The organism is Gordonia rubripertincta (assembly GCF_038024875.1).
GTDB lineage: Bacteria > Actinomycetota > Actinomycetes > Mycobacteriales > Mycobacteriaceae > Gordonia > Gordonia rubripertincta.
Map to the genome: position 1 here is coordinate 496457 of NZ_CP136136.1, position 24681 is coordinate 521137.

The following is a 24681-nucleotide window of genomic DNA, read 5'->3' on the forward strand; positions in this document are numbered from 1 at the left end:
CCATTATCAACGGTGCCTGCGGCGATTACAGTCGCTCGGATGAGTGCATCGCTTCTGGTCATCGCGGTCGTCGCGCTGGCGGTCGCTGCGCTCTGCCGCCGCTACGGGCTGTCGTCGCCACTGATCCTGGTCACCGTCGGCCTGGCGATCGGCTGGATTCCCGGTCTGCCGACACCCGAGCTGAACCCCGAACTCGTACTCTTCCTCATCCTGCCGCCACTCTTGTACTCCGCTGCCCAGGAGAGCTCCTACCAGGCGATCCGGGCGCGCTGGCGAGGGATCGCGGCGCTCGCCGTCGGCCTGCCTCTGGTGACCACGTTCGTCGTCGGGTTCGTGGCCCATCTGACCGTCCCCAACCTCCCACTGTCCGCGGCACTCGTGCTCGGCGCCGTGGTCGCTCCTCCGGACGCGGTGTCGGCGCAGGCGATCGGCCGTCGCCTCGGACTCCCCCGGCCGGTCATGACCCTCCTCGGCGGCGAGAGCCTCCTGAACGACGCCACCGCACTCACCGCATTCCGCATCGCCCTCGCCGCCGCCATCGGCCTGACCGCCTCACTGGGCGAGGGGTTGTTGACCTTCGCCGTCGCCGCGGTCGGCGGACTCGTGGTCGGCCTCCTCTTCGGCATGGCGGTCTCGTGGGTTCGGGTCTGGTTGACCGACCCTCCGATGGAGACTGCGATCGGCATCCTGGTGCCGTTCGCCGCCTACTTCGTCGCAGAGCAGCTGCACTGCTCGGGCGTGATCGGCGTGGTCACCGCCGGGTTGTTCCTCGGTCAGCGTTCGGTCCGCCTCGGTTATGCCACCCGACTCCAGGACGAAGCGGTGCGCAAGTCCATCGACGTCATCCTCGAATCGTTCGTCTTCCTGCTCATCGGCGTCCAGATGCCGTTCATCATCGCGGGCGTCGAAGGTGAATCCTGGGTCCAGGTCGCCATCGACGCGGCCGCGGTGCTCACCGCCACCATCGTCATCCGGTTCCTCTGGGTCTACCCGGCGGCCTACTTGCCGGGTGTCATCTTCCGCGGAAAACTCGGCCCCGATCCGCGCCCGACCCCGGCCTCCGTCTTCGTCGTCTCCTGGGCGGGGATGCGCGGAGTGGTCTCGCTGGCCGCCGCCTTCGGCATCCCGTTGACGACCCAATCCGGCGAACCGTTCCCGGCGCGCGCCGAGATCCTGCTGCTCACGTTCGTGGTCGTGGTCGGCACCCTCCTGATCCAGGGCACGACGCTGCCCTGGGTGATCCGGAAGCTCGGCGTCACCGGCGACGAGCGCGCGCAGGATCGTCTGGCGTATGCCGCCGCCCAGGACCGGGCCTCGCGGGAGGCGGAGCGTCGACTCGAGGAGATCGCCACCGGCCTCGCCGACGACGACCCCCGCCGGATGCAGGTGGTCTTGATGCGCAAGTGGATCGCTTCGCAGCGCAATGTGGCATGGGAGGAACTCGGCCGTGGTCCCGAGGCGATCGGCGAGAGCCCCACCGCCGCGGGCTCCCGGATTCGGACCGAACTCCTGCACCTGCAACGCAAGGTCTTCATCGAGGAACGCGACGCCGGGCGCATCGACGACGAGGTCCTGCGAATCGCGCTCCGCCGACTGGACTTCGCCGAGGGACAGGGCGACCGCGACGCCTGACTCTGTTCCCTCGGAGTAGCCCGGAGCCTGCGGAGGGCGTATCGAATGATCATCCATCCGAACGACAGCGGGTAGTTCTGCCCATGTCGCAGACGAAAACTCTGCTCTAGCTTCGGTTCTCATGACAACAACGCACATCCGCCTGGCCACGGCCGGCGCCTCTCTCGGCCTCGCCGCCGGGGCGCTCTCCGTCGGCACGTCCACGGCCGGCGCGGCCCCGATCGCACCGTCGTGCGACGGCAACCAGTACACCGTCACCTCGGTCGTGACCGCGAAGTCCGCGGCGACCATCTGCCAGTGGGGTAACGGCGATCTCGAATATCGTGGCGTCGCACGCAGTTCGGGCAACACCCTGCGCATCCCGGTCTCCGGCGTGTTCGAGCAGGAGAACGGCAGCGGCCGCTACTACTACGTCGCCTACAACAACGGGTACAAGTACTCGGTCTTCGACGGGCTCGGCCTGAGCATCGTCGGCCCCGACGGCATCCTCGTCAGCTCCGAAGACGCCATCTGAGCACCTACCCGGTCTCGGTCTCCGCGGTCGCTTTCTCCATCGCCGCCTTCTTCTTTCCGGTCGTCTTCTCCGCGGTCGCCGTGTCCTCCCCCACGGCGGCCGCGTAAACGATCGTCTCGGAGGTCCGGCCACGCAACGACAACGTCTCCTGCTGCGTCCAGCGACGGGCCTCGGCGGGGTCGGCGGCCTCGACCGCGCGCCCCGACGCCAGCGGACTCGACGGGTCGCGTTTGGCGAGTTCGGAGAGCCGCGCACTCTCGTTCACCGGGTCGCCGATCACCGTGTACTCGAAACGTTCGATGGCGCCGACGTTCCCGGCCACCACGGCCCCGTAACTGACACCGACCCCCGCGGACAGTTCGGGCACCTCGACCGCGAGGTCGGCGACGATGCGACGCGCGGCCGCGAGAGCCGCGCCGGACGGGTCGTCGAGCTGGATGGGTGCACCGAAGATCGCCAGGACCGCGTCGCCCTCGAACTTGTTGACGAGTCCGTCCTTGTCCTCGACGGCGCGGACGATGACGGCGAAGAACTTGTTGAGGATCTCCACCACCTCGGTCGGACGCCGTTGCGCGGCAAGGGTCGTCGAGCCGATCACGTCGACGAACAGGGCGGCGGCCACCCGTTCGGTGCCGCCGAGTTCGGGGTCCGACGACAACGCCGCCTCCGCGACCTCGCGGCCGACGTGGCGCCCGAACAGGTCGCGCATCCGTTCCCGTTCCCGCAACCCCGACACCATCGCGTTGAAACCCACCTGGAGATCACCGAGTTCGGTGCCGTCGTACACGACGAGGTCGGCGTTCTCGAGGTCGCCGGAGGTCACGCGGTTCATCCCGGACCGAACCGAACCGATCGGCCCGGTGATGCTCATCGACGAGAGCAGTGTCAGCAGAAGGCCGGTGAACAGAGCCGTGAGACCTAGGACCGTCACCCCGATGAAGAGGTCGAGCTTCGACGTCTCGTCGCGCCCCACCCCGAACGCGACGACCAGCAGGATGCCGATGATCGGGATCGCCGAACCGACCATCCATGACATCACCGCCCGGGTCTTCACACCGGTGCGCTTGCGGCGGTGGAATCCGGCCGAGATCAGTTCGGCCACGATGGGCCGCAGGGTGAAGTCGATGAAGAGGTAGGAGATGCCCACCACGACGACGCCGCTCATGCCGACGACGAAGACCGTCTTGGGGATCAACTGCGGATCGGCGACGCCGTACATGATCGTCAGCATCACGGCGGCGCCCGCCCAGAGCAGACCCTGCACCAGCGACAGCCGCCACGGCAGGCGCATCGTGCGGCGTGCGTCGCGCTTGGTCGGGGCCTCGTCGCGGATCGCCCACCGGAGGTTCCGAACGCCCACCAGGGTGCCCCAACCGATCCCGATCACGAACGCGCCGAGGATGTACACGGGTACGGCGATGTAGTTCACCCACCACAATTCGGCGGTGAAGACCGTCGGCTGCGGGATACCCACGGCAGCCAGAGCGGTCGCGATCAACGCGCCGAAGATGTTCGCCAACACGATGGACGAGGTCAGCAACGTCTGGATCCGGACGCGTTGCTTGATCCCGCTCTCCTCGACCGAGCCGAGCAGAATCGACCCGTAGTCGCGGCTCCCCCGCCTCGAACGCATGCCCAAGCTAATCACGACGGCCGCGTCGATCGCCCGCATCCGGCCCTGCCGATTCGGGACGAACCGGACGATCGGCGGACGCGACCTGCACGAACGCCCTAACCTGGAGCGACATCTTCGTCATCCACGGCTCGCCGAAAGCAGCGTCATGACCGCATCCGATGTCCCGACCCGCCCGGCGCCGGTCGACATGTCCCACAACCCGTTCCTCACCGGCGTCTTCGCCCCACAGCGCGACGAGGTGGACGCGGTCGACCTGCCGGTCAGTGGGGAGATCCCGGACGACCTGCGGGGCAGCTACCTGCGCAACGGGCCCAACATGCGCTTCGACCCGATCGGTTCGTATGTGTATCCGATCGACGGGGACGCCATGGTGCACCGCATCAGCCTCGACGGCGGGCATGCGTCGTATCGCAACCGTTTCGTCCGCACCCCGATGGTGCTCGCGGAAGAGGCTGCCGGACATGCCATCTGGTCGGGCATCACCGACGGCTACACCCCGTCGGCGGCGGAGGTGGGCGACGAGCTGGCGGGCACGACCCGCGAGTTGCCCGACATCAACATCGTGCGTCACGGCGGACGGCTGCTGGCGATGGCCGAGGCGGACCGCCCGTACGAGATCTCGCCGGCCGACCTGGCGACCATCGGTCGAACCGACTGTGACGGTGCGATGTTCGTCGGCAGCACCGCGCACCCGAAGATCGATCCGTCGACCGGGGAGATGGTGCTGTTCAACTACGTACTCGAGGCTCCGTACCTGACCTGGGCGGTCGTCGGCCCGGACGGCCGGGCGACCCGCAAGCCGACCCCGGTCGACGGCGTCGACGCCCCGATCATGATCCACGACATGGCGCTGACCAGCCGCTACATCGTGCTGTTCGTCTGCCCGCTGGTCTTCGATCTCGAATCGGTGATGAGTGGCGGGTCGTTGCTGTCATGGCAGCCTCGGCGCGGGACCCGCATCGCGCTGATCCCGCGGGACGGCACCGCCGTGCGCTGGGTCGACACCGACCCGTTCTGGGTCTGGCACTTCGCCAACGCTTTCGACAACCCCGACGGGTCGGTCACCGTCGACTATGTGGAATGGACCTATCCGGGCGGCTTCTCCGACCAGCCCACGCCCGCGGCGTCGTCCTTGACGCGAGCGGTGATCCAGCCCGACGCCGGGATCACCAAGACGGTCCTGAACAGCTCCGAACCGGACATGGAGTTCCCGCGCGTCGACGACCGGATGCTGACGCAGGAGCACCACCGCATCGCCAGCGTCGCGAAGGGTCCCAGGGACAGCGGCGATCTCGACAGCCTGTGGTTCCACGACCTCGCAGCCGGGACGGAGACGGTCTGGACCCCGGGTGCCGCGATCGGCGAACCGATCTACATCCCGGGCGCCGACCGCGACTACTGGGGCGCGATCGGCACCGATCCGACCGACATGACGTCACGGTTCTACCTGCTCAGCGCCGACGCGCCGGAGGACGGCCCGATCGCCACCGTGGACCTACCGATCCGCGTGCCCGCCGGACTGCACGGGGCGTGGCTGGCAGGCCTCTAAACGATCGCGCGACGCACGATCGTCTGCTCGCGTCCCGGGCCGACACCGATGCACGAGATGTGGGCGCCGGAGAGCTCTTCGAGCCGCAGGATGTAGTTCTGCGCGTTCTGGGGCAGGTCCTCGAAGGTCTTGCACCCGGAGATGTCCTCCCACCAGCCGGGCATCTCCTCGTAGATGGGCTTGGCGTGGTGGAACCCGGTCTGCGTCATCGGCATGTCCTCGACACGCTCACCGTCGACCTCGTAGGCGACGCAGATCGGCACGGTGTCGAGGCTGGAGAGCACGTCGAGCTTGGTGAGGAAGTAGTCGGTGATGCCGTTGACGCGGGTGGCGTAGCGGGCGATCACCGCGTCAAACCAGCCACAACGGCGCGCGCGACCGGTCGTGACGCCGACCTCGCCGCCGGTCTTGGCCAGGTAGGCGCCCCACTCGTCGAACAGCTCGGTCGGGAACGGACCGGAGCCGACGCGCGTGGTGTAGGCCTTCAGGATGCCGAGGACCGTGGTGATCTTGTTGGGGCCGATGCCCGCGCCCACCGCGGCGCCGCCGGCGGTCGGGTTCGACGACGTCACGTACGGGTAGGTGCCGTGGTCGACGTCGAGCAGCGTGCCCTGCGAGCCCTCGAGGAGCACGGTCTCGCCCCGCTCGAGCGCCTGGTTGAGCAGCAGCCGGGTGTCGGCGATGCGGTGTTTGAAGCCTTCGGCCTGGCCGAGGACCTCGTCGACGACCTGCGCCGGGTCGAGGGCCTTGCGGTTGTAGATCTTGACCAGGATCTGGTTCTTCAGTTCGAGGGCAGCCTCGACCTTCTGCGCGAGGATCTTCTCGTCGAGAACATCGGCGACGCGCACACCCACGCGGGCGATCTTGTCCTGATAGCAGGGACCGATGCCACGACCGGTGGTGCCGATCTTCTTGTTGCCGAGGAAGCGCTCGGTGACCTTGTCGATGGCCACGTGGTACGGCATCAGCAGGTGGGCGTCGGCCGAGATCAGCAGGCCGGAGGTGTCGACGTCCCGGTCCTCGAGTCCGCCCAGTTCGGTGAGCAGCACACCCGGGTCGACGACGACGCCGTTGCCGATCACGTTCTGCACGCCGGGGGTCAGGATGCCGGACGGGATGAGGTGCAGGGCGAAGGTCTCACCGGTCGGGAGTACGACGGTGTGGCCGGCGTTGTTGCCGCCCTGATACCGGACAACCCAGTTGATCGAGCCGCCGAGCAGGTCGGTGGCCTTTCCTTTGCCCTCGTCGCCCCACTGGGCGCCGATAAGCACGATCGCGGCCATGATTCAGGTACTCCTTTGTGTGGCGCGCTTGAACTGATCAGAACAAACCTCACCAACACTACTGTGTTCAAGCGCCCGATACCCTATCCGCGTGTCTTTCGCCCTGATCACCCAAGCCGGTCGCGCCGACGACAAGAAGGCGATCCGTGCCGCCGTGGCCGACGCCCTGTCGGATTCGGCCGTCGCCCGCCTCGTCGTCGAACCTCGTGTGGCTGAACGATTCGCGCCCACTCTCGCCGAGGAAGCCGACACCTTCCTGGATCAGGTGGTGGCCGCCCTGATGACCTCCGAACGGCTCGACGTCGAAGTGGCATATGTCTCGGCGGAGGCCACCGCGGCGACACGCCGATACCGACTCCCACATGGGCCGGTGGCCCGGGAACTCGCCGAGAACGGCACCGCGAGCCCGGTGCCCCTCATCCGCGACGACGCCGCGACGGTCATTCTCGGCAGCGCGCGTCACCTCGGCGCCGAGGGCGCCAAGCTGCACGGCGAGTCCTACGTCGACAGCGAGCGACTCTTCGACGGCGAAGTCCGTTCCGTCCTCATCGAACCCACGCTCGAGGCCCCCGGTCTTCGCGCGCAGGTCGAGAGGTTCCTGTTGCCGGGCAAGTGGTTCGCCGGACGCGCGGTGCAGACCGGCGGCACCAACATCGTGGTCGAACGCGAGGGTGTGGTGAACGAACGCGTGCTGAAGCGGTCGACGTTCTACCGCCATGTCACCGATCTGCTGCTCGTCCGCCCCTGAACGAGAACCCGGTCAGGCGACCGGGGTCGGCGTCCGGGTGGGGGCGGTCGCGTCCCCGGCGGCCTTGGCTGCGGCCTCGACCTCGGCGTCGTGGCCGGTCGTCAGGTACAGGTCGTCGCGGCGGATCAACGATGTCGCGACGACACTGATCACCGCCGTGAGCGCGAGGTAGCCGGCGGACAGCCACGGCGATCCGGAGGCGGCACCGATCAGTGCGGTCAGGATCAGCGGGGTCAGGCCCGAGGCGTAGATGCCGGAGAACTGGTAGACCACCGACAGACCGGTGTAGCGGACCCGGGTCGGGTACAGGCTGGCGAACAGCGTGCCCTGGGCGCCGTAGAACAGGGCGTGGATCACGCCGAACACGATCACGAGCGCGACGGTGAACCAGACGAGGTTCTCGGTACCGAAGAGAGCGAACACCGGATAGACCGACAGCCCGTAGGCGGTCATGCCGGCGAGGTAGACCGGTTTGGCGCCGTACCGGTCGGTGAGCTTTCCGGAGACCGGGAGCAGCACCGCCATCACGAGCGATGCGATGGTCACGGCCACCAGGATCGGTACCTTCTCCATGTCGAGTTCGCTGGTCGCATAAGCGATCGCGAAGACACCCCAGGTGTTGAAAGCCGACCCCTCGCCCCACCGTGCGAGCAGGCCCAGCACGGTGTTGCGGGTATTCGGCGGGAGCACGACCTCGCGGATCGGTGCGGTGGACTTCTGCGCGAGTTCGGCGACCTCGGCGAAGGCCGGCGTCTCGTCGACCTTGAGCCGCACCACGAATCCGATGACGACGAGCACGATGCTCACGAGGAAGGCGATGCGCCAGCCGTAGGTCAGGAACGCGTCGTCGTCGAGCGCCACCTGGAGCAGGGCGAACACACCCGTACCGAGTGCGAGGCCGAGGGCGAGCCCGATCTGCGGGATGCTGCCGAACAGACCGCGCCTGCGGTCGGGGCTGTGCTCGACCGCGAGCAGCACGGCCCCGGCCCACTCGCCGCCGAGCGCGAAGCCCTGCACGATGCGCAACAGCAAAAGCAGGATCGGGGCGACGACGCCGACGGCCTCCGCGGTCGGCAGCACACCCATGAGCGCGGTGGCGATGCCCATCATGACCATCGTGATGGCGAGGGTTCGCTTGCGGCCGATCCGGTCGCCGATGTGCCCGAAGATCACGCCGCCGATCGGCCGGACGACGAACCCGACCGCGAAGGTCGCGAACGACAGCAGGGTTCCGACGAAGGAACTCTGGTCCGGGAAGAACAGCTGGTTGAACACCAGGCTCGCGGCGGTCGCGTAGAGGAAGAAGTCGTACCACTCGACGGTGGTGCCGAGGAGACTCGCGGCCACGACCGTGCGGAGTCGCTTGCGGCGCTCGGCGTCGGTCTCGTGAGCCGTCGGGGTCGCGGAAGTCTGCAGAGAGGAGGCCATGACCGCCCAACGGTATCGGCGACGCGCCGTCTCTCGGCGACTACGAATCAGCGTGAGCGAAAACCGTCGCGCACTTGCACGGGACGGCAGGTTCCGTTCTGCGGGGTCAGGACGCGAAGTAGTCGTCGAGGGTCACCATGCGCAGCTTTCGTTGACGGATGATGTCGACGAGCTTCGGATAGACCTTGGTGACGGGGTCGTGGTTGGCGTGGCCGATCACTACGGTCTGCGGCCGGAAGTATTTGCGTGCGCACTGCACGAGGTACTTCTCGGTGATCAGGCCGGAGTCCGACAGTGACCCGTACCAGAGCGTCGGCATGGTGTAGCCGAGGTCGGCGGCCACGGCGTCCACCGACGCGTTGTGATAGCCGAAGGGCGGGCGGTAGTAGGGCGTGCCGTCAACGCCGTACTGGTTTTTCAGGAACCGTTTGGTCCGGCCCAGTTCGTCGGCGATGCCCTTGGCCGAGAGCTCGGTGAGCGCCGGATGTGTCCAGGTGTGGTTGCCAAGCTGGATCTGCCCGGACTCGACGAGCGGCCGCAGATCCGCCCGGTGGTCGGTCCAGCCGTCGAACGATCCGGTCACGAAGAAGGTGAAGCGTGCGCCGGTGTCCTGGGCGAACTTCACGTAGGCGCCGATGACCTCCGAGCTGGCACCGTCGTCGACCGTGAGCGCGATGTGCCGACCCTTGCCGGGCAGGCCGGTGATCGGCTCGCCGGGCAACGGGTGGCGCGTGCCGACCGCCGGGGGCAGCAGGCCCGCGGGTGACACCGACGGCGTGATCGAGCTGGGCGCCGTGGGTGTGGGCGGGGTCGAGGGCATGATCTCGGCGGCCGGGACCGGCGAGGCGCAACCGGCCAGCGTGTTCGCGGTCAGGGCTCCCACCGTGCCGGCCGCGAGTATCGCGAGGAGATCGCGTCGTTCCATGCCGGCAATTTAAGGCATAACCGACATTTTCGACTCATCGATGCAGGCTCACCACGTCATCTCGTCACGACATCGCCCTTGATCGTCGTTGTCCACCTGAACCGTGGCGTGCTCGAGCCCGTGACGGGCCAGGACGGCCTGCGCGGCGGGCAGCACCTCCGAATTGGGCCGGGTGCTGCCCAGGTGCACGGTGGCGACGTCCATGCCGGTGGTCAGCGTCCAGACGTGCAGGTCGTGGACATCGTCGACGGTGGGGATTCCGGCGAGGTCGGAGCGCAGCGTCTCCACATCGATGTGGGCGGGGGCCTGCTGGTTGAGGATGCGCAACGCGTCGATCGCCAGCCGGAGCGCACGCGGCACCACCCACAGGGCGATGAGGACCGCGACCACGATGTCGGCGTAACCCCAGCCGGTGGTCAGCGCGACGATGCCGGCCATCAGGACCCCGACGCTGCCGACGGCGTCGGCCAGGACCTCGAGGTAGGCGCCGCGGACGGCGATGGACTCCTTCGCATCGGCGCGGAGCAGGAGCATCACCATGAGGTTCACCGCCAGACCCAGCAGGGCGACGATGATCAGCGTCAGGCCGGGGACCTGGGGATCGTTGCCGATGCGCTCGATGGCCTCGATCAAGACGAAGGCCGCGACCCCGATGAGCAGGACCGCGTTGGCGACGGCCGTGAACACCTCGGCCCGATGCCAGCCGAAGCTACGGGTGTCGGTGGTCCGGCCGTGACGACCCAGCAGCAGCGCGATCAGACCCATGATCAGTGCGACGACATCGGTGAGCATGTGCCCCGCGTCGGCGATCAGGGCGAGCGAGTTGACCAGGATGCCGGTGACGAGCTCCACGACGAAGAATCCGCCGATGAGCGCGACCGCCAGCACCATCGGCCACAGCCGCCGCTCCCCTGCGGCACCGGCGCCGGGGGTGTGGGAATGCGAATGTGAGTGACCCATGATGGCGGTAAATATATGCGGAAGTTCGCATATGTGGCAACAGACCCACCGCGTGCCCGCGAGTCCGTCTCAGCTTCGCAGCGTGGCGAGCGCCGACGAGCGGCGCAGGCCGGCGATCATCAGCAGGTCGACGAGCAGGGAGCGGATCTCCGCGAGCAGCGCGGCCTCGGAGAGGTGGCTGTTGACGGCCAGGTCGGTCGGCGCCTTCCGCACGATCGAGCGGATGACGCGTGCGGCCTCGACGGGATCGGGGTCTTCTCCGGGATCGGCGAGCATCATCTCCCGCAGCACCTCGAACGCGCCGCCCACGTCTTCGATGATCTCGATGATCGCCGGTTGCACCCGCTCACCACGCTGCGTGACGGCCAGGGACCGACGGGCGATGATCCGGAAGTTGCGGACCGCATTGTCGATCGGATCCGCGGTTCTCACCAGCCGGTCGAGACGGTCGCGCGAACCCCAGTACAGCGGCGAGATCCGGGTGACCTCCCGGCCACCGGTCATGTCGGCACGCATGTTGTTGATGGCCGCCTGCGTCCCGCGCGCGGCCTCGAGCGCCGCGGCGATCGTATCCGCGTCTCCCGCACGCAAACCCGCAGCGACCGACCGCGCCGCGTCGCGGATGGTCAGGAGAACCCCCGCCGCATCCTCCCGTGCCCGGTTGGCCGGGTTCACCGGGAACAACGCGGCCACGAGAATTCCGAGGACCCCACCGATCAGCGCGTCGAGCGCCCGATGGAACCCGGCGACACCGCCGGGCGGCAGCAGGGTCGCGACCAGGACCGCCGACGACGCCGCCTGCATGGGGATCAGCAGTCCGTCATCGAGCACGACCGCCAGCGACATCGCCAGGACGACGACGACCATGACCTGCCAGGCTCCCTCGCCGACCCAGCCGATGAAAAGGTCTCCGACGAGGATGCCGATCGCGACACCGCCGACGAGTTCGACCGACCGACGCCAGCGGCGTCCCAGGCCCAGTCCCAACGAGATGACCGCCGCAATGGGCGCGAAGAACGGGTCCGGATGCGCGAAGACGTGCGTCGCGACCCACCAGGCGATTCCCGCCGCCAGCGCACACTGGATGATCGGGATCAGGGAGACCTTCAGACGACGGAGGCGTCGCCTCAGAGTCGCGGGCAGGGAGTCGTAGACCCTGCGCGGGAACCATGCGCTCGCGGCTGCCGACATTCGACGAGTCGCGGGTCGATCAGACCAGGCCGAGCTCGGCGGCCGCCCTGGGGTCGCTGTCGTTGAGGAGGTCGAGGCAGCGCAGGTGCTCGTCCTCTTCCCCGATCAGTTCGGCGGCCCGGGCGAGAGCACCGACGCATCGCAGAAAGCCGCGGTTGGGTTCGTGGCTCCACGGGACGGGACCGAAGCCCTTCCACCCATGGCGACGCAGCTGGTCGAGCCCGCGGTGGTAGCCGGTTCGCGCGTAGGCGTAGGCGGCGATGACCGCACCGGTGTCACCGGCCTCGCCGGCTGCGGTCGAGGTCTCGAGCGCCGCCTCGGCGAGATAGGCCCAGGCGATGGAGGCGGTGGGATGGGCGGCCGCGACCTCGGCCGGGACTGCCCCGTTGAGCAGGTCCGACTCGGCGTCGTCGTCGCCGGTGAGCAGAACCGGTTGCGGGCCGAGGAGATCTCCGAAAGACGTCATGTACCCATTCAAGCATCGAGCCCGCTCGGGTGAGCGTATCGACCGAACGCCGTAGTGCTGGACCTGCCGACGATTCGCTAGGGTGAATGGCGCAATCGGTCCTGCCACCGGGCTACTCGGTGGCCGGACCGAAACCATGCGATGGGCAGAATGCGGGGTGATCAGTCGATGGCTCGATCCGACAAGCCGAGAGCCGCTGTCACCAAAGCACTTTCGACGCTGCGCCAGGTTCGGGACGAACGTCGTGCACGACGCAACGGTCAATCGGGTTCCGCCACCGGGCCCGGTTCGTCCGCCCCAGGTGGCGCCGGTGCACGTCGAGACCCCTCCGGCCGGCCCGACGCAGGTCCCGGCGAGACACCGGCCACCGCCCCGTCGCGGCCGCCCGAACCCGCGACGGAAGCCGGATCTCGTCCGGACACCGCGGACACCACCCCGGATACTGTTCGGACCGGCGACGACGCCGAGAACCAGAGCACCAGCAGAGAGGGCCACGAGCCAGCCGTGGACGATCCCACCCCAGAACGACACCGCCGAGAACCGGGCCGACGACGCAGCGGACACCGGCAAAGACTCTTCTGACGCGCAGACCCCCGCGCGGAAGGCACCGGCCACGGCGCCGAAGCCCAAGGGTGGGCGCGGGATCGACGGTGCGACCCAGATCATCAGCCGGGACAACCTGCCGTCGCCGGAGGATCTCGAGGATCTGGACTCGATCGACCCACTCGGCACCGACGACGCGGACACTCCCGATCCAGACACGTCCGTCACCGAGGAGACGCCGGCCGAGCCGGTGAGCAAGCCCGCCCGTCTGGGGCCGAGCGACTCCCAGACCACCGTCATCCGCCGTGAGGACCTCCCGGACCCGAGCGAGCTCGAGGATCTCGACGACATCGACGTGACCTCCGCGGCGCCCGAGCCGGAAGCCGAGCCCGAGCCGGAAGCCGAGCCCGAGGAACCCGCCGAGATCGCGGCCGACGAGCCTGCGGAGCAGGACGTCACCGCGGAGTCGACGGACGCAGAAGAGCCGGGCACGGTCGAGACGGGCGCGGTCGAGACGGGGACGGCGGAAGCCACCGACGAGGCGGAGACCGACGAGACCGACGGATCCGGGGCGGGCGCAGCTGCGGTCGCGGCCGGCGCCGTGGGCGCGACAGCCGTCGGTACTGCCGCCGGTGGCACCGACGAGGCCGACGAGGCGACCCCTGACGAGGCCGACCAGGTCGACGCCGCGGCCGAGAGCGAAGAACCCGTCGCCGACGCGGAATCAGGCCCGGCGGCAGACGACGCCGAGGACGCCGACGCGGCCGCCACCGGGACCGAGGATGCGGTCGACGCCGCCGACGAGGTCGAGGAACCCACAGCTGAACCCGAGCCGACCGAACCCGAGGTCGCGGAGTCCGAAGAAGCAGAGCCAGAAAAAGCAGAACCCGAGGTCACCGAGCCCGAGACCGTCGATGCCGACGCGGCCGGCGACACCGGAACCGACGACGAGGTGCCGGCCGAGGCACCCACCGAGGCGATGTCCCTGGCGAAAGTCGAGGACGACCCCGCGACGGCTGCGCCGGAGGACGAGCCCGCGGACGACTCCGATGCCGCCACGAAGGTCATCCCTGCTGCAGCTGCAGCCGCTGCGGGCGCGGCTGCTGCCGGCGCGAAGGCTGCGACGCCGGACGAGCGCACCGACACCGTCCCCGAGCCCGCGGTCACCGCACCGTCGACCGGTGAGTGGACGACCACGACCCACCAGCCTCAGGTCATCCCCGGCAGCAAGCCGTCGAAGGCCACCAAGAAACGCGGCAAGGGTCCGCTGATCGCCGTCGTCGCGCTCCTCGTGGTGCTCGTGGCGGCCATCGGCGGCATCTTCGCCTACCAGAACATGACGGCGACCCCGCCGGCCGACGAGGCCGCCGAGGTCGCGCTGGACTACACGACCGCGCTGTACGAGGGTGATCTCGAGACCCTGCGGTCGGTGACGTGTGGCGAGCTGCACGCCTTCTACGAGGACTTCGACGACGCCGCCTACCGGAAGACCTACGACGCGCAGAAGGCCCGCAACGAGCTCGTCCAGACGCAGGCGATCAACGCCGTCCGGGTCGTCGAGGGCGGCGATCTGGCCGTTGTCGAGGTCGTCGCGGTGCACACGAGCTCGCCGGAGACCCCCGAGACCGTGACGCTGAACCTGCAGCGCGAAGGCGATGCCTGGAAGGTGTGCAACCCCACGTGACCGGCGGTCAGGGGTGGGGTCCCCCGTCGACCACAACCCCGCCGCCGCAACATGTCCCGGCCCCGGTCGGGTTCGATGCCCTGCCGGATTACCGGGATCAGGGATCGGACGTGCCCGCCTACTTCACCCCTCCGCGCCCCACACCTGCGCCGGTGTCGAGCGGTCCGTCGCGGCGTATCCGGCCCACACACCCCCGGAGGTCGGGTGCACGTTCCGGTTCACGCACCGATCCCGCGGTCCTCGTCTCCGCGCTCGTGATGATCGCCCTGGCGGTGGCGGTGATGGTCGGGTTGCTGACCTCCTGATCGGGCCACCGTCGTTTCGCCTCCCCGGTGTCGGGTAAGCGCCGGACCGAACCCACGTCGAGCCCGCTGCGTGACACCCACCGAATTCCCGGGAGGAACGCCATGCTCCGATCACTGGCCGACCAGACCGAAGACCAACTGGGTGGACGCCGCTCGGTCCTGAGTCGCCAGAAGCGGGACCACGTCGACCTGGACCGCCTCATCAAGGCCGCCTAGAGCGCCAACGGGCACCACCGCGAGGCGGTTCTCACCGAGCTGTGCCGACTCGTCTTCCCCCACGCCTTCGCCGAAGAGGCAGTGCTGTGGCCGGCCATCCGCCGCCGCCTCGCCGACGGTGAGCAGCTCACGCTGGAGATCGAGAAGGAACACCAGGCGATCAACGAACTCTTCACCACGCTGGAAACCCTCGACGCCGACTCCGACGAGCACCATCGGCTGTTCGCCGAGATCACCCGCCTCCTACGGGAAGATGTCCGCGACGAGGAGGACGTCCTGCTCCCGCGGCTGCAGGAGGCGACCGACCGCGACGAACTCGTGCGCCTGGGCACGTGGTCGCAGATCGTCCGGTCCACCGCTCCCACGCGACCGCACCCGGTGGTGGCCCGACGCCCGCCGGGCAACGCGATCGCCGCGGCACCGCTCACCGCGCTGGATCGTTTCCGCGACCTGCTCGACGCGGCAGCGCGTAGTGACCGACCCTGGTCGTCGGCGGCGCGCTCGACCAGTGGCGTCGTCGCGACCGCCGCGGGCGCGATCGAGCACCTCCCGCCGCTGACGCGGGGCGAGCGTCCGGCGACCAGGACCTCCCATGCCGGGAAGCACCGGCGCTGACCCGGCCGAGACCGACCAGGACCGCGAAAACAGTTCTGCCCGCACCCTGGCAAGGGTGCGGGCAGAAGTGTCAGACGATCAGGCGGTCAGCGACTTGCCGTTCGACTTGAGGTCGTTGCACGCCTCGACGACGCGCTCGCTCATGCTGGCCTCGGCCTTCTTCGACCAGCTGCGCGGGTCGTAGACCTTCTTGTTGCCCACGTCGCCGTCGACCTTGAGGACGCCGTCGTAGTTGCCGAACATGTGGCCGGCGACCGGACGGGTGTAGGCGTACTGGGTGTCGGTGTCGACGTTCATCTTCACCACGCCGTAGCTGAGCGCCTCGTCGATCTCGCTCTTCAGCGAGCCCGAGCCGCCGTGGAAGACGAAGTCGAAAGGCTTGGCACCATCGGCAAGACCCAGCTTCTTGGCGGCAACCTCCTGGCCGGTGTTCAGCACGTCGGGACGCAGCTTGACGTTGCCCGGCTTGTAGACGCCGTGGACGTTGCCGAACGTGGCGGCGAGCAGGTAGCGGTTGCCCGAGTCGCTGGCGCCCAGTGCCTCGATGGTCTTCTCGAAGTCCTCGGGCGTGGTGAACAGCTTGTCGTTGATCTCGTTCTCGACGCCGTCCTCTTCACCGCCGACCACGCCGATCTCGATCTCCAGGATGATGTTGGCCGCGCCCGCCTTGGCGAGGAGCTCCTTGGCGATCTCCAGGTTCTCGTCGAGCGGCACGGCGCTTCCGTCCCACATGTGCGACTGGAACAGCGGGTTCTGGCCGGCGTCGACGCGCTCCTGCGAGATCTGCAGCAGCGGACGCACGTAGGTGTCCAGCTTGTCCTTGGGGCAGTGGTCGGTGTGCAGGCCGATGAGGACGTCGTACTTGGCGGCGACGACGTGTGCGAACTCGGCGAGTGCCACGGCACCGGTCACCATGTCCTTGACGCCCTGGCCCGAACCGAACTCGGCACCGCCGGTCGAGAACTGGATGATGCCGTCACTGCCGGCGTCGGCGAAGCCCTTGATCGCGGCGTTGATGGTCGACGACGAGGTGCAGTTGATCGCGGGGAATGCGTAACCGCCCTTCTTCGCCTTGTCGAACATCTCTGCGTACTGCTCCGGGGTTGCAATGGGCATCGACGAATCCTCCAGGGTGTTGATGTGCTCTGGTGTTCGGGTTCTCTCGCCGTCGGTTGTTCTCCGTGGCGAGCAGCCGGACTTCCCGCGGCCGGACTTCCCTCAGTATGGCAGGTGCCACACCGGCGGGTGCGCCCACCATTGGGCCCCGGACCTGCACCGTCCTCGACTCAGGCGCGGGTGAGCAGCAACGGCGCGGCCAGCGGCGCGGACCACCGGCCGCCGGCGAAGGTCAGCCCGAGCAGCCGGTGGTCGTCGAGTGCCCGGAACTCGTCGCAGACCCACCGCCACGGCATCGGCCCGTCCTGCCCGTACGAACACACGATGACCGGGCGGCCGTCGAGCCATGAGCGCTCGAGCGTCACCTGCATGGGCATCAGCTCGCGGAGGGAGCCGTCGGCGTCGTCGACCAGGTTGACGGCGTCGCCCCCGGTGGCGAACCGCTTCCCGCGCCAGCCCCGCATCCCGCCGAGCGCGATCGCCCGCGGCGCCACCGCCTTCAGAGGGGCCGGTCCCACGAAGGTGATGAGGTAGTCGCCCGGGGCGGGCAGCGTGGTCGGGGGCGTCGTCTCCGAGAACAGGGTGCGCAGGCGACCCAGGGAGGTGGGCAGGATGGTGGTCACTGTGCTCCGATGCTCGAGGCGTGATCGGGTGACGAGGTCCGGCGAGCACGGTAGCGGGCGGCGAACCGCTCGGCCATGGCGGTGATGGTCAGGCTGGGGTTGACGCCCACGTTCGCCGGGATCGACGAGCCGTCCACCACGTAGAGCCCGGGATGGCCGAACACCTGATGGTCGGTGTCGATCACGCCGGCGGAGGCGTCGGCCCCCATCGCGGCCCCGCCGAGCACGTGCGCGGTGCTGGACTTGCCGCCCACGCTCTCCAAAAGCAGGTTGAGGGGCCGGCCGCCCACCGACTCGGCGAACCGCCGGGCCACCTCGTTGGCCTGCGGCAGGTAGCTCGGGGCGGGGGCACCCCCGCCGGTGCGGGACCGCAGGACTCGGCGCCACGGGGTGACCGGGGAGCGGTCCATCACCAGGCGGATCTCGTTCTCCACGTTCTGCATCACCGTGAACACGCTGAGACGCTCGATGAAATTGCGCGCGGTCATCAGCCGGAGCTGCCGGAACGGGTGGCGGCCGAGCTCGCCAGCGCCGCGCGCCGCCGCCGGGCGGGAACGTCACCGTCGACCAGCGGGCCGAGTTGCAGCCGCATGTGCCAGCCGCCGACGTACCGGTTCTGGGTGACGTGCGTGGCCTCGTCCGGATAGAACTCGCTGGAGATGGTCGGGCCTCGGGTGAGATCGGCGTCCGGATCGTCGGCCAGAACGGCGGTGATGGCCTCCGAGTTGGTGCGCACCCCGTGACCCAATCGGGGTGAGACGTGCGGCAGCAGCCCCTGCTCGCGGGAGCGGAACAACACCTCGACCGTGCCCAGCACGCCCGCGGCCAGCACCACCTCGGCCGCGCGCAGGACCTCGCCGTCGGCGGTGTGCACCTCGTATCCGCCCTCGGGCATCGCGGCCACGGTCTCGACGCGGGTGTCCGGGCGGATCCGGACTCCCCGACGCTCGGCGAGCCACAGATAGTTCAGGTCCAGGGTGTTCTTGCTGCCGTACGGGCAGCCGATCAGGCAGGCTCCGCAGAGTCGGCACCCGGTGCGATCCGGGCCCTCGCCGCCGAAGAACGGGTCGGGGACGGTCACGCCCTCCTCACCGGGCGCACCGAACCAGATCGCCATGGGCGTGGGGCCGTATGTCTGTCCTGCGCCCATCTTCTCGGCGGTGGTCTCGAGATGGCGGTCCATCTCGCCGACGAACCGCGTCGTCTCCCGCCCGAGCATGCGGGCGGCGGTGCGGTAGTGCTCGGTCAGCTGGGCGCGCCAACCGTCGGCCACCTCGGGCCAGGCGGGGTCGGTGAAGAACCCATCTTTGGGTTCCAGGAGTACCCCGGCCCACACGATGCTGCCGCCTCCCACACCTGCGCCGCCGATGATTCCGACGTGTCGCAGCACCCGCTGCCAGAAGAAGCCCCGCAGCCCCAGCTCCGGCATCCACAGGTACTTGCGCGGGTCGCTGCGAGCGGCGAGGAGATCCTCGGGCGTGTGCGATGCCCCTGTTCGAGCACCAGCACGCGCCGACCCTGCTCGGCCAGCCGCAATGCCGCGACGGCGCCACCGAACCCGCTGCCCACCACGATCACGTCGGCGGTGTCGTGGGAGGCTGCGGAGGGGTGCGGGGAGGGGTCGTTCGACGAACCGGACATCCTGCGAGGAGCTTAGTTCGGGCGGGGCGGGATGGCGGGTCGGGATCGTCCCGTGGACGGCGCGATTCGTCGTCGCGGGGGTCGCGAGATTCCGCCCAGGTCGCATTCGTGGGTACTCTGGGATCCCGTGATCGACTCAGCACTTGCCACCACGACCACCAACCTGGCGCTTCTGCCGGGATTCCTGGACCCGGTCAACCTGCTCAACTCGTTCGGCACCTGGATGCTGGCGGGTCTGCTCTTGGTGGTGTTCATCGAGTCGGGTCTGCTGTTCCCGCTGTTGCCGGGCGACTCCCTGCTCTTCACCGCAGGCCTGATCGTGGCCGCGAAGTCGTCGGACATCGAGCCCTTCGCCCCACTCTGGGGTGCTGCTGGTCACCATCCCGATCGCCGCGTTCCTGGGTGATCAGGTCGGGTACTGGATTGGCAAGAAACTCGGGTACACCCTGTTCAAACCGAACGCGCGGGTGCTCAAGGAGTCCTACATCAACGAGGCCCACGAGTTCTTCGAGAAGCACGGCCCGGTCACGATCATCCTGGCCCGCTTCGTGCCGATCGTCCGCACGTACGCGCCGCTGGTCGCCGGTGCCGCCCGCATGCGGTATCCCGTCTTCCTGACCTACAACATCATCGGCGCGGTCGCCTGGGGCGCGGGTGTGACCCTGCTCGGTTACTTCCTCGGCCAGATCGAGTTCATCCGAGACAACGTCGACTACATCTTCCTGCTGATCGTCCTCGTGTCGGTGCTCCCGATCATCTCGGAGATCGGCAAGCGCATCCTGCGTGCCCGTAAGGGAGTCGTCGAGGAGGAGCCCCTGGCACCTTCGAAGGACCCCGCGCCCACTCCCCCGGCTGAGTAGGCGCCTACCAGGCCTGATCCAGATCGGCGTGCTGCCGGACCCATGCGTGCATGGCGATCCCGGCGGCGACGCCGGCGTTGATGCTGCGGGTCGACCCGAACTGCGCGATCGACACCGTCATGTCGGCCTGCCGCTGGGCATCGTCGCTCACGCCCGGACCTTCCTGACCGAACAGCAGCACGCATTCGCGCGGTAGTTCCACGGTCTCCAGCGGCCGGGATCCGGGGGTGTTGTCCACTGCGACGACCGACAGACCTTCTCCGCGCGCCCAGTCGAGCAGGTCGCCGACCGTGTCATGGTGCATCAGATGCTGGTAGCGGTCGGTGACCATCGCGCCGCGCCGGTTCCAGCGGCGTCGTCCGACGATGTGGACCGCCGCGACGGCGAAAGCGTTCGCGGTACGTACGACGGTGCCGATGTTGGCGTCGTGGGCGAAGTTCTCGATGGCGACGTGCAGCGGGTGCCGACGTGTGTCGATGTCGGCGACGATGGCCTCACGCTTCCAGTACCGGTACGCGTCGACGACGTTGCGGGTGTCGCCGTTCGCGAGCAGCTCGGGATCGAGGTGGTCGTCGTCCGGGATCGGCTCATCAGGGTGTTCGACCGACCAGGGGCCGACGCCGACCGGGGGCCCCGTCACCCACTCGGTGGGGCCGGCGACCCCGGCGTGCGGATCGGGTGTGTCAGGCAAGGCCGAGATCGCTCAGACCGAGCAGCGAGCGGTAGGGCACGCCCAGCCCGGTGATGACCGCATCCGCGCCGGTCGCACGGTCGACGACGGTCGCGACGCCGACAACGTCGCCGCCGATCTCGCGCACGGCCTCCACCGCGGTCGAGGGCGAGGCGCCCGTCGTGCTGGTGTCCTCGACGACGAGCACATTGCGCCCGACGATGTCCGGTCCTTCGATACGACGCTGCATGCCGTGGGCCTTCGCGGCCTTGCGCACCACGAAGGCGTCGATGTCACGGCCGTCGGCATGCATGATCGACGTCGCGACCGGGTCGGCGCCGAGTGTCAGGCCGCCCACGGCGACGTAGTCCCAGTCGGCGGTCAGCTCGCGCATCAGCCGGCCGATCAGGCGGGAGGCCTCGTGATGCAGGGTCGCGCGCCGAAGGTCGACGTAGTAGTCGGCCTCCTTGCCGGAGGACAGCGTCACCTTGCCGTGCACGACGGCGAGTTCGCGGACCAGTTCGGCGAGTCGTGCCCGCGCCGCAGCGTCGACCTGGGGCGGCGTGCCGTCGGAAACCGGGCTTGACGAGGACATGCGACCACTCACTCTCGAACTCTCCGGCGGTCGGCCGGTGTGCATTGGATGACGATTACCCTACGGGGTCCGCGACGGGGTCTGATCAGCCCTGTCGGGTCAGCTGCGGTGGCGATTGGGCCGCTCGCCGGTGTCCTCGGCCCGGCGCGGCGCGTCCTCGGACTTGCGCGTCGCGGACCCGCGGACCGGCATCGGGGCCATGCCCCGGCCCGTCGTCGAGGAGGTACCGGTCGCCGGCGGCGCCGTGCGGACCGGCGGCACGGTCGGTTTGGCGGCCGGGGAGGCCTCCGTCGCGGGAGCCGCCGCAGCCTGCCGACGACGCTTGTCGCGCATCGACTCGGTCTTCTCGTCGGCGAGTTCGGCACGCGTGGGCCCGTGCGGGTCGCGAGGATCGGGCGAGTCCTCGGGTTCGCGCATCGGCGGCAGGACGCGCAGCAGGTCGGCGAAGCGTCGGACCACCTCGAGGCCGGTGTTGAGCGTCGCGGGATCATTGGTCAGCGGCAGCGAGCCGAGTGCCCAGTTGCCCTCGTTCCACAGCACTTCGACGAACGCCGGGGCCTTGTTGGCCAGGGCGACCATCCGCCGATCGCACACACGACGGGCGACGTCGAGGTTGTTGGAGAACATGACTCGCGGCCCCATCGCACCGAGGAGTTCGACGTCCTCCTCGGCGGGTGCGAGCACATCCTCGTGACGGAGGTCGACGACGACGGGCGAGGGCGACGATCGGCGGACGGCGATCACGGTCGCGGTCTCGGCGAGATCGAAGACGACGGTCTCCACGCCGCCGTAGCGGCCGTAGGCGACGTCGCGGACCTCGACGTGATCGGGGGCGTTCATCGTCGCCCGACGAAACACCTTGCGCAGCTTGGTGTCCGTCTCGCGGAATTTGAACTCGTGCTCATCCCCCCAGATCGCACGCTGGTGCCGCGCAACGCTCGACCGCTGACGGTCGAGCCACAACAGGACGCCGGCACCCGCGAGTGCCACGGCGGCGATCAGGAAATAGACGGTGGTCATCGCGCTACAGCCTACTATCGGCCGGGCCGCGACGACGTCATCCGCCCTATCGTCGTGTGGCCGATATGTAACCGCGTTCTTTGTCGACGACGTTGACCAGCGTCTCGGCGAGGACGGCACCATCGGCGGCGTCGTTCAGCCCGATGTATCGACGCAGGTTCTCCAGGACCTGTTCCGACAGCGCCTCCCGCCAGCCCAGTGCGTCGCCGCTCATGTGCGCGGAGATCGCGACGCCGGGTAGATCCCACAGCTCGCTGTCGGCGGGCAGCGGTTCGGCGGCGAACACGTCGAGCGAGGCAGCGCCGAGGTGCCCCGACCGCAGCGCGTCGATCAGCGCAGCCTCGTCGACCAGTTCCCCGCGGCCCACATTGATCAGATGCGCGCCCGGTTTCATCGCCGCGAGCACGTTTGCGTCGATCATCCCGGCGGTCTGCGGGGTCAACGGTGCGATGGTGACGACGTTGTCGAAGTCGCCGACATGGTCGGCGAGTTCGGCGGTGGCGACGACCCGGCCGAAGTCGGGGTCGGACTCCCGCGCGGTCCGTCCGCCGCCGACGACGTGCATCCCCACGGCGCGGAGTAGCTGCGCGGTGGCACGGCCGATCCCGCCGGTCCCGATGACGAGGGCCGAACTCCGTGACGTGCCGACGGTCTCGCGGTGTTTCCAGACGTGATCGCGCTGCAGGTTCATCGACTCGTGTAATCGCTTGTCACGGGCGAGGATCGAGGCGAGAACGAACTCCGCGATGGGCCGGTCGAAGACGCCGTGTGCATTGGTCACCACCACGTCGGACGCCTTCAGCTCGTCGAACAGCAGCGAGTCGACACCCGCCGCGCAGACGTGCACCCACCTCAGCGACGCGGTCGCCTCACCCCAGTTGTCGGCGAGCGCCCGAGAGAAGAAGTCCCACAACACCAGCACGTCCGCCCCCGGGAGTGCGTCCGCGAGATCGTCTGCGACGCAATGGCGTATCTCGGCGAGTTCGGCGAGCCGATCGAGGTTCGATGGCGGCGCGACACCTGGGGCACCGAGGAGCGCGAGGACCGGACGTCGGGTGCTCATGCGGCCACCGTAACCCGAGAACCTCTCCTGAGCACCGCCGACTGTCACATTGTTGACAATCGTACGATCTGCCGTCACGGTGTACCCATGACTGCCGGCGTTGACTCCCCCACCCGCACCCACCAGACGGCCTCCCTCAGCCCTGCGCTCAAGCAGGCGACACCCGTCGTCGTCGACCATGCGCTGGGGTCCTGGATCCACGGCACCGACGGCCGCGACTACCTCGACTTCACCACCGGCATCGGTGTCACCAGTACCGGCCACTGCCACCCGCATGTCGTCGAGGCCGCGCAGGCCCAGTGCGCGAAGGTGATCCACGCCCAGTACACGACCGTCATGCACCCGCCGCTGCTCGAGCTGACCGAGCGTCTGGGGTGGGGTCCTGCCCACCGGTCTGGACTCCGTCTTCTACGCGAACTCGGGTTCGGAGGCCGTCGAGGCCGCGATCCGTCTCGCCCGGATGGCGACCGCGAAGCCGAACATCATCGTCTTCCAGGGCGGATTCCACGGCCGCACCGTCGCGGCCGCAAGCCTCACCACCGCGGGCACCCGCTTCTCGGCGGGCTTCTCCCCGCTGATGAGCGGCGTGCACATGGCGCCGTTCCCGTACGCCTTCCGCTACGGCTGGGACACCGACACCGCCGTCGACTTCGCGCTGCGCGAACTCGACTACCTCCTGCAGTCGCGCGTCGCCCCCAACGACACCGCCGCATTCCTCATCGAGCCGGTCCTCGGCGACGGCGGTTACCTGCCGACTCCGCCGCGTTTCCTGCAGGGCCTCCGCGAGCGGGCCGACCGTCACGGCATCCTGCTCGTCCTCGACGAGGTGCAGGCGGGGTTCGGTCGCACCGGCAAGTTCTGGGGCCACCAGCACGCCGAGGGCCTGACCCCCGACATCATCATCACCGCCAAAGGCCTGGCGTCGGGGTTCCCGATCTCGGCGATCGCCGCGTCGACCGAGCTGATGAGCAAGGCGTGGCCGGGCTCACAGGGCGGAACCTACGGCGGCAATGCCGTGGCCGCGGCGGCCGCGATCGCGACCCTCGAGGTCATCGAGGCCGAGGGACTCGTGGAGAACGCCCGCGTGCGCGGAGAGCAGCTGCTCGCCGGCCTGCGGGAGGTGTGCGCACCGTTCCCGGGCATCGGCGACGTCCGGGGCCTCGGCCTGATGGCCGGTATCGAGTTCGTCACCACCGATGCCGCCGGTAACAGGGTGCCCGACGCCCCTGCCGCCGTCGCGGTGCAGCAGGCGACCACGGCTCAGGGCTTGTTGACGCTGACCTGCGGGCCGTCGGCCAACGTCGTCCGTCTCATCCCCGCACTGGTCGTGACGGCGGACGAGATCGACCTCGGTGTCGCGCGGTTCGGCGCGGCGCTGCACGCCGCACTAGGTTAGGC

22 protein-coding genes and 3 pseudogenes are annotated in these 24681 nt (G+C 68.9%); 9 read left to right on the forward strand and 16 right to left on the reverse strand.

Features of this window, described 5'->3' with window-relative positions; all coding sequences use genetic code 11:
* The first annotated feature begins 39 nt into the window (after positions 1-39).
* Both RVF83_RS02130 and RVF83_RS02135 read left to right on the forward strand, forming a co-directional pair.
* Entirely contained in the window at positions 40-1632 is a 1593-nt protein-coding gene (locus RVF83_RS02130) for a Na+/H+ antiporter (protein WP_005197884.1), read from the forward strand.
* A 121-nt stretch (positions 1633-1753) separates the two neighbouring features.
* The gene (locus RVF83_RS02135; protein WP_005197886.1) at positions 1754-2146 is read left to right on the forward strand and encodes a hypothetical protein; all 393 of its coding nucleotides are present in this window, start codon (positions 1754-1756) and stop codon (positions 2144-2146) included.
* A 4-nt stretch (positions 2147-2150) separates the two neighbouring features.
* On the opposite strand, the gene RVF83_RS02140 is transcribed toward RVF83_RS02135, so the two are convergent.
* Complete coding sequence (locus tag RVF83_RS02140) at positions 2151-3779, reverse strand: adenylate/guanylate cyclase domain-containing protein (protein ID WP_039880323.1); 1629 nt, start codon at positions 3777-3779, stop codon at positions 2151-2153.
* 148 nt (positions 3780-3927) lie between these two features.
* Between RVF83_RS02140 and RVF83_RS02145 the strand changes: the two genes are divergently transcribed.
* A complete protein-coding gene (locus RVF83_RS02145) occupies positions 3928-5331 on the forward strand; it encodes a carotenoid oxygenase family protein (protein ID WP_005197888.1) in 1404 nt (467 codons plus the stop codon).
* Here RVF83_RS02145 and RVF83_RS02150 read toward each other — a convergent pair.
* Positions 5328-6614 carry an adenylosuccinate synthase gene (locus RVF83_RS02150; RefSeq protein ID WP_005197889.1) on the reverse strand — a complete coding sequence of 429 codons (1287 nt, stop codon included), beginning with the start codon at positions 6612-6614 and terminating at the stop codon, positions 5328-5330. The two genes, RVF83_RS02145 and RVF83_RS02150, sit on opposite strands and share 4 nt — an antisense overlap.
* 91 nt (positions 6615-6705) lie before the next feature.
* Between RVF83_RS02150 and RVF83_RS02155 the strand changes: the two genes are divergently transcribed.
* Positions 6706-7362 carry a hypothetical protein gene (locus RVF83_RS02155; protein ID WP_005197890.1) on the forward strand — a complete coding sequence of 219 codons (657 nt, stop codon included), beginning with the start codon at positions 6706-6708 and terminating at the stop codon, positions 7360-7362.
* 12 nt (positions 7363-7374) lie between these two features.
* On the opposite strand, the gene RVF83_RS02160 is transcribed toward RVF83_RS02155, so the two are convergent.
* From RVF83_RS02160 to RVF83_RS02180, 5 genes are all read right to left on the reverse strand, one after another.
* Complete coding sequence (locus tag RVF83_RS02160) at positions 7375-8790, reverse strand: MFS transporter (RefSeq protein WP_005197891.1); 1416 nt, start codon at positions 8788-8790, stop codon at positions 7375-7377.
* A gap of 106 nt (positions 8791-8896) precedes the next feature.
* A complete protein-coding gene (locus tag RVF83_RS02165) occupies positions 8897-9715 on the reverse strand; it encodes a polysaccharide deacetylase family protein (RefSeq protein ID WP_005197893.1) in 819 nt (272 codons plus the stop codon).
* Positions 9716-9763: 48 nt separating this feature from the next.
* A complete protein-coding gene (locus RVF83_RS02170) occupies positions 9764-10675 on the reverse strand; it encodes a cation diffusion facilitator family transporter (protein WP_005197895.1) in 912 nt (303 codons plus the stop codon).
* A 69-nt stretch (positions 10676-10744) separates the two neighbouring features.
* Positions 10745-11866 (reverse strand): FUSC family protein, encoded by a 1122-nt coding sequence (locus tag RVF83_RS02175; protein ID WP_005197897.1) that lies wholly within the window; start codon positions 11864-11866, stop codon positions 10745-10747.
* A 19-nt stretch (positions 11867-11885) separates the two neighbouring features.
* Entirely contained in the window at positions 11886-12332 is a 447-nt protein-coding gene (locus tag RVF83_RS02180; protein ID WP_005197899.1) for a DUF3151 domain-containing protein, read from the reverse strand.
* Positions 12333-12642: 310 nt separating this feature from the next.
* Here RVF83_RS02180 and RVF83_RS02185 point away from each other — a divergent pair, with 310 nt between their 5' ends.
* From RVF83_RS02185 to RVF83_RS02195, 3 genes are all read left to right on the forward strand, one after another.
* The gene (locus tag RVF83_RS02185) at positions 12643-14559 is read left to right on the forward strand and encodes a hypothetical protein (protein ID WP_341261991.1); all 1917 of its coding nucleotides are present in this window, start codon (positions 12643-12645) and stop codon (positions 14557-14559) included.
* Positions 14556-14864, forward strand: coding sequence for a hypothetical protein (locus RVF83_RS02190; RefSeq protein WP_005197903.1), 309 nt, complete (start codon positions 14556-14558; stop codon positions 14862-14864). The genes RVF83_RS02185 and RVF83_RS02190 overlap by 4 nt, the downstream gene beginning before the upstream one ends.
* A gap of 255 nt (positions 14865-15119) precedes the next feature.
* Entirely contained in the window at positions 15120-15695 is a 576-nt protein-coding gene (locus RVF83_RS02195; protein ID WP_247602461.1) for a hemerythrin domain-containing protein, read from the forward strand.
* Positions 15696-15773: 78 nt separating this feature from the next.
* On the opposite strand, the gene fbaA is transcribed toward RVF83_RS02195, so the two are convergent.
* From fbaA to RVF83_RS23690, 5 genes and pseudogenes are all read right to left on the reverse strand, one after another.
* Positions 15774-16811: a class II fructose-bisphosphate aldolase gene (gene fbaA / locus RVF83_RS02200; RefSeq protein WP_005197909.1), complete on the reverse strand. Its 1038-nt coding sequence runs from the start codon at positions 16809-16811 to the stop codon at positions 15774-15776.
* 170 nt (positions 16812-16981) lie between these two features.
* A complete protein-coding gene (locus tag RVF83_RS02205) occupies positions 16982-17434 on the reverse strand; it encodes a hypothetical protein (protein ID WP_005197911.1) in 453 nt (150 codons plus the stop codon).
* Positions 17431-17922: a GMC oxidoreductase gene (locus RVF83_RS02210; protein WP_005197913.1), complete on the reverse strand. Its 492-nt coding sequence runs from the start codon at positions 17920-17922 to the stop codon at positions 17431-17433. Before RVF83_RS02210 ends, RVF83_RS02205 begins: the two co-directional genes overlap by 4 nt.
* Positions 17922-18863, reverse strand: coding sequence for a GMC family oxidoreductase N-terminal domain-containing protein (locus RVF83_RS02215; RefSeq protein ID WP_005197915.1), 942 nt, complete (start codon positions 18861-18863; stop codon positions 17922-17924). The genes RVF83_RS02210 and RVF83_RS02215 overlap by 1 nt, the downstream gene beginning before the upstream one ends.
* A gap of 83 nt (positions 18864-18946) precedes the next feature.
* Positions 18947-19075 (reverse strand): annotated as a pseudogene (locus RVF83_RS23690) (FAD-binding protein); the annotation flags it as partial.
* A 127-nt stretch (positions 19076-19202) separates the two neighbouring features.
* On the opposite strand from RVF83_RS23690, the pseudogene RVF83_RS02220 reads away from it, so the two are divergent.
* Positions 19203-19935 (forward strand): annotated as a pseudogene (locus tag RVF83_RS02220) (VTT domain-containing protein).
* Positions 19936-19939: 4 nt separating this feature from the next.
* Here the strand turns inward: RVF83_RS02220 and RVF83_RS02225 are convergent.
* The 4 genes from RVF83_RS02225 to RVF83_RS02240 all read right to left on the reverse strand — a co-directional run bounded on the left by RVF83_RS02225 (position 19940) and on the right by RVF83_RS02240 (position 23283).
* Complete coding sequence (locus RVF83_RS02225; RefSeq protein ID WP_005197917.1) at positions 19940-20626, reverse strand: TrmH family RNA methyltransferase; 687 nt, start codon at positions 20624-20626, stop codon at positions 19940-19942.
* The gene (gene pyrE, locus RVF83_RS02230; RefSeq protein WP_005197919.1) at positions 20619-21200 is read right to left on the reverse strand and encodes an orotate phosphoribosyltransferase; all 582 of its coding nucleotides are present in this window, start codon (positions 21198-21200) and stop codon (positions 20619-20621) included. Before pyrE ends, RVF83_RS02225 begins: the two co-directional genes overlap by 8 nt.
* A 99-nt stretch (positions 21201-21299) precedes the next feature.
* Positions 21300-22220 carry a hypothetical protein gene (locus RVF83_RS02235; protein WP_005197921.1) on the reverse strand — a complete coding sequence of 307 codons (921 nt, stop codon included), beginning with the start codon at positions 22218-22220 and terminating at the stop codon, positions 21300-21302.
* Positions 22221-22266: 46 nt separating this feature from the next.
* Positions 22267-23283, reverse strand: a complete 1017-nt coding sequence (locus tag RVF83_RS02240) for a D-2-hydroxyacid dehydrogenase (RefSeq protein WP_039880330.1) — start codon at positions 23281-23283, stop codon at positions 22267-22269.
* 87 nt (positions 23284-23370) lie between these two features.
* On the opposite strand from RVF83_RS02240, the pseudogene RVF83_RS02245 reads away from it, so the two are divergent.
* Positions 23371-24679, forward strand: a pseudogene (locus RVF83_RS02245) (aspartate aminotransferase family protein).
* The last annotated feature ends 2 nt before the right edge of the window (positions 24680-24681 follow it).

Excerpts from the sequence above, each read along its gene's own strand:
- RVF83_RS02210 (WP_005197913.1), bottom strand. The coding sequence starts at position 17,922 with ATGACCGCGCGCAATTTCATCGAGCGTCTCAGCGTGTTCACGGTGATG.
- RVF83_RS02130 (WP_005197884.1), top strand. The coding sequence starts at position 40 with ATGAGTGCATCGCTTCTGGTCATCGCGGTCGTCGCGCTGGCGGTCGCT.
- RVF83_RS02140 (WP_039880323.1), bottom strand. The coding sequence starts at position 3,779 with ATGCGTTCGAGGCGGGGGAGCCGCGACTACGGGTCGATTCTGCTCGGC.
- RVF83_RS02240 (WP_039880330.1), bottom strand. The coding sequence starts at position 23,283 with ATGAGCACCCGACGTCCGGTCCTCGCGCTCCTCGGTGCCCCAGGTGTC.
- RVF83_RS02235 (WP_005197921.1), bottom strand. The coding sequence starts at position 22,220 with ATGACCACCGTCTATTTCCTGATCGCCGCCGTGGCACTCGCGGGTGCC.
- RVF83_RS02180 (WP_005197899.1), bottom strand. The coding sequence starts at position 12,332 with ATGACGTCTTTCGGAGATCTCCTCGGCCCGCAACCGGTTCTGCTCACC.
- fbaA (WP_005197909.1), bottom strand. The coding sequence starts at position 16,811 with ATGCCCATTGCAACCCCGGAGCAGTACGCAGAGATGTTCGACAAGGCG.
- RVF83_RS02160 (WP_005197891.1), bottom strand. The coding sequence starts at position 8,790 with ATGGCCTCCTCTCTGCAGACTTCCGCGACCCCGACGGCTCACGAGACC.
- RVF83_RS02150 (WP_005197889.1), bottom strand. The coding sequence starts at position 6,614 with ATGGCCGCGATCGTGCTTATCGGCGCCCAGTGGGGCGACGAGGGCAAA.
- pyrE (WP_005197919.1), bottom strand. The coding sequence starts at position 21,200 with ATGTCCTCGTCAAGCCCGGTTTCCGACGGCACGCCGCCCCAGGTCGAC.
- RVF83_RS02170 (WP_005197895.1), bottom strand. The coding sequence starts at position 10,675 with ATGGGTCACTCACATTCGCATTCCCACACCCCCGGCGCCGGTGCCGCA.
- RVF83_RS02215 (WP_005197915.1), bottom strand. The coding sequence starts at position 18,863 with ATGCCGGAGCTGGGGCTGCGGGGCTTCTTCTGGCAGCGGGTGCTGCGA.
- RVF83_RS02145 (WP_005197888.1), top strand. The coding sequence starts at position 3,928 with ATGACCGCATCCGATGTCCCGACCCGCCCGGCGCCGGTCGACATGTCC.
- RVF83_RS02175 (WP_005197897.1), bottom strand. The coding sequence starts at position 11,866 with ATGTCGGCAGCCGCGAGCGCATGGTTCCCGCGCAGGGTCTACGACTCC.
- RVF83_RS02165 (WP_005197893.1), bottom strand. The coding sequence starts at position 9,715 with ATGGAACGACGCGATCTCCTCGCGATACTCGCGGCCGGCACGGTGGGA.
- RVF83_RS02135 (WP_005197886.1), top strand. The coding sequence starts at position 1,754 with ATGACAACAACGCACATCCGCCTGGCCACGGCCGGCGCCTCTCTCGGC.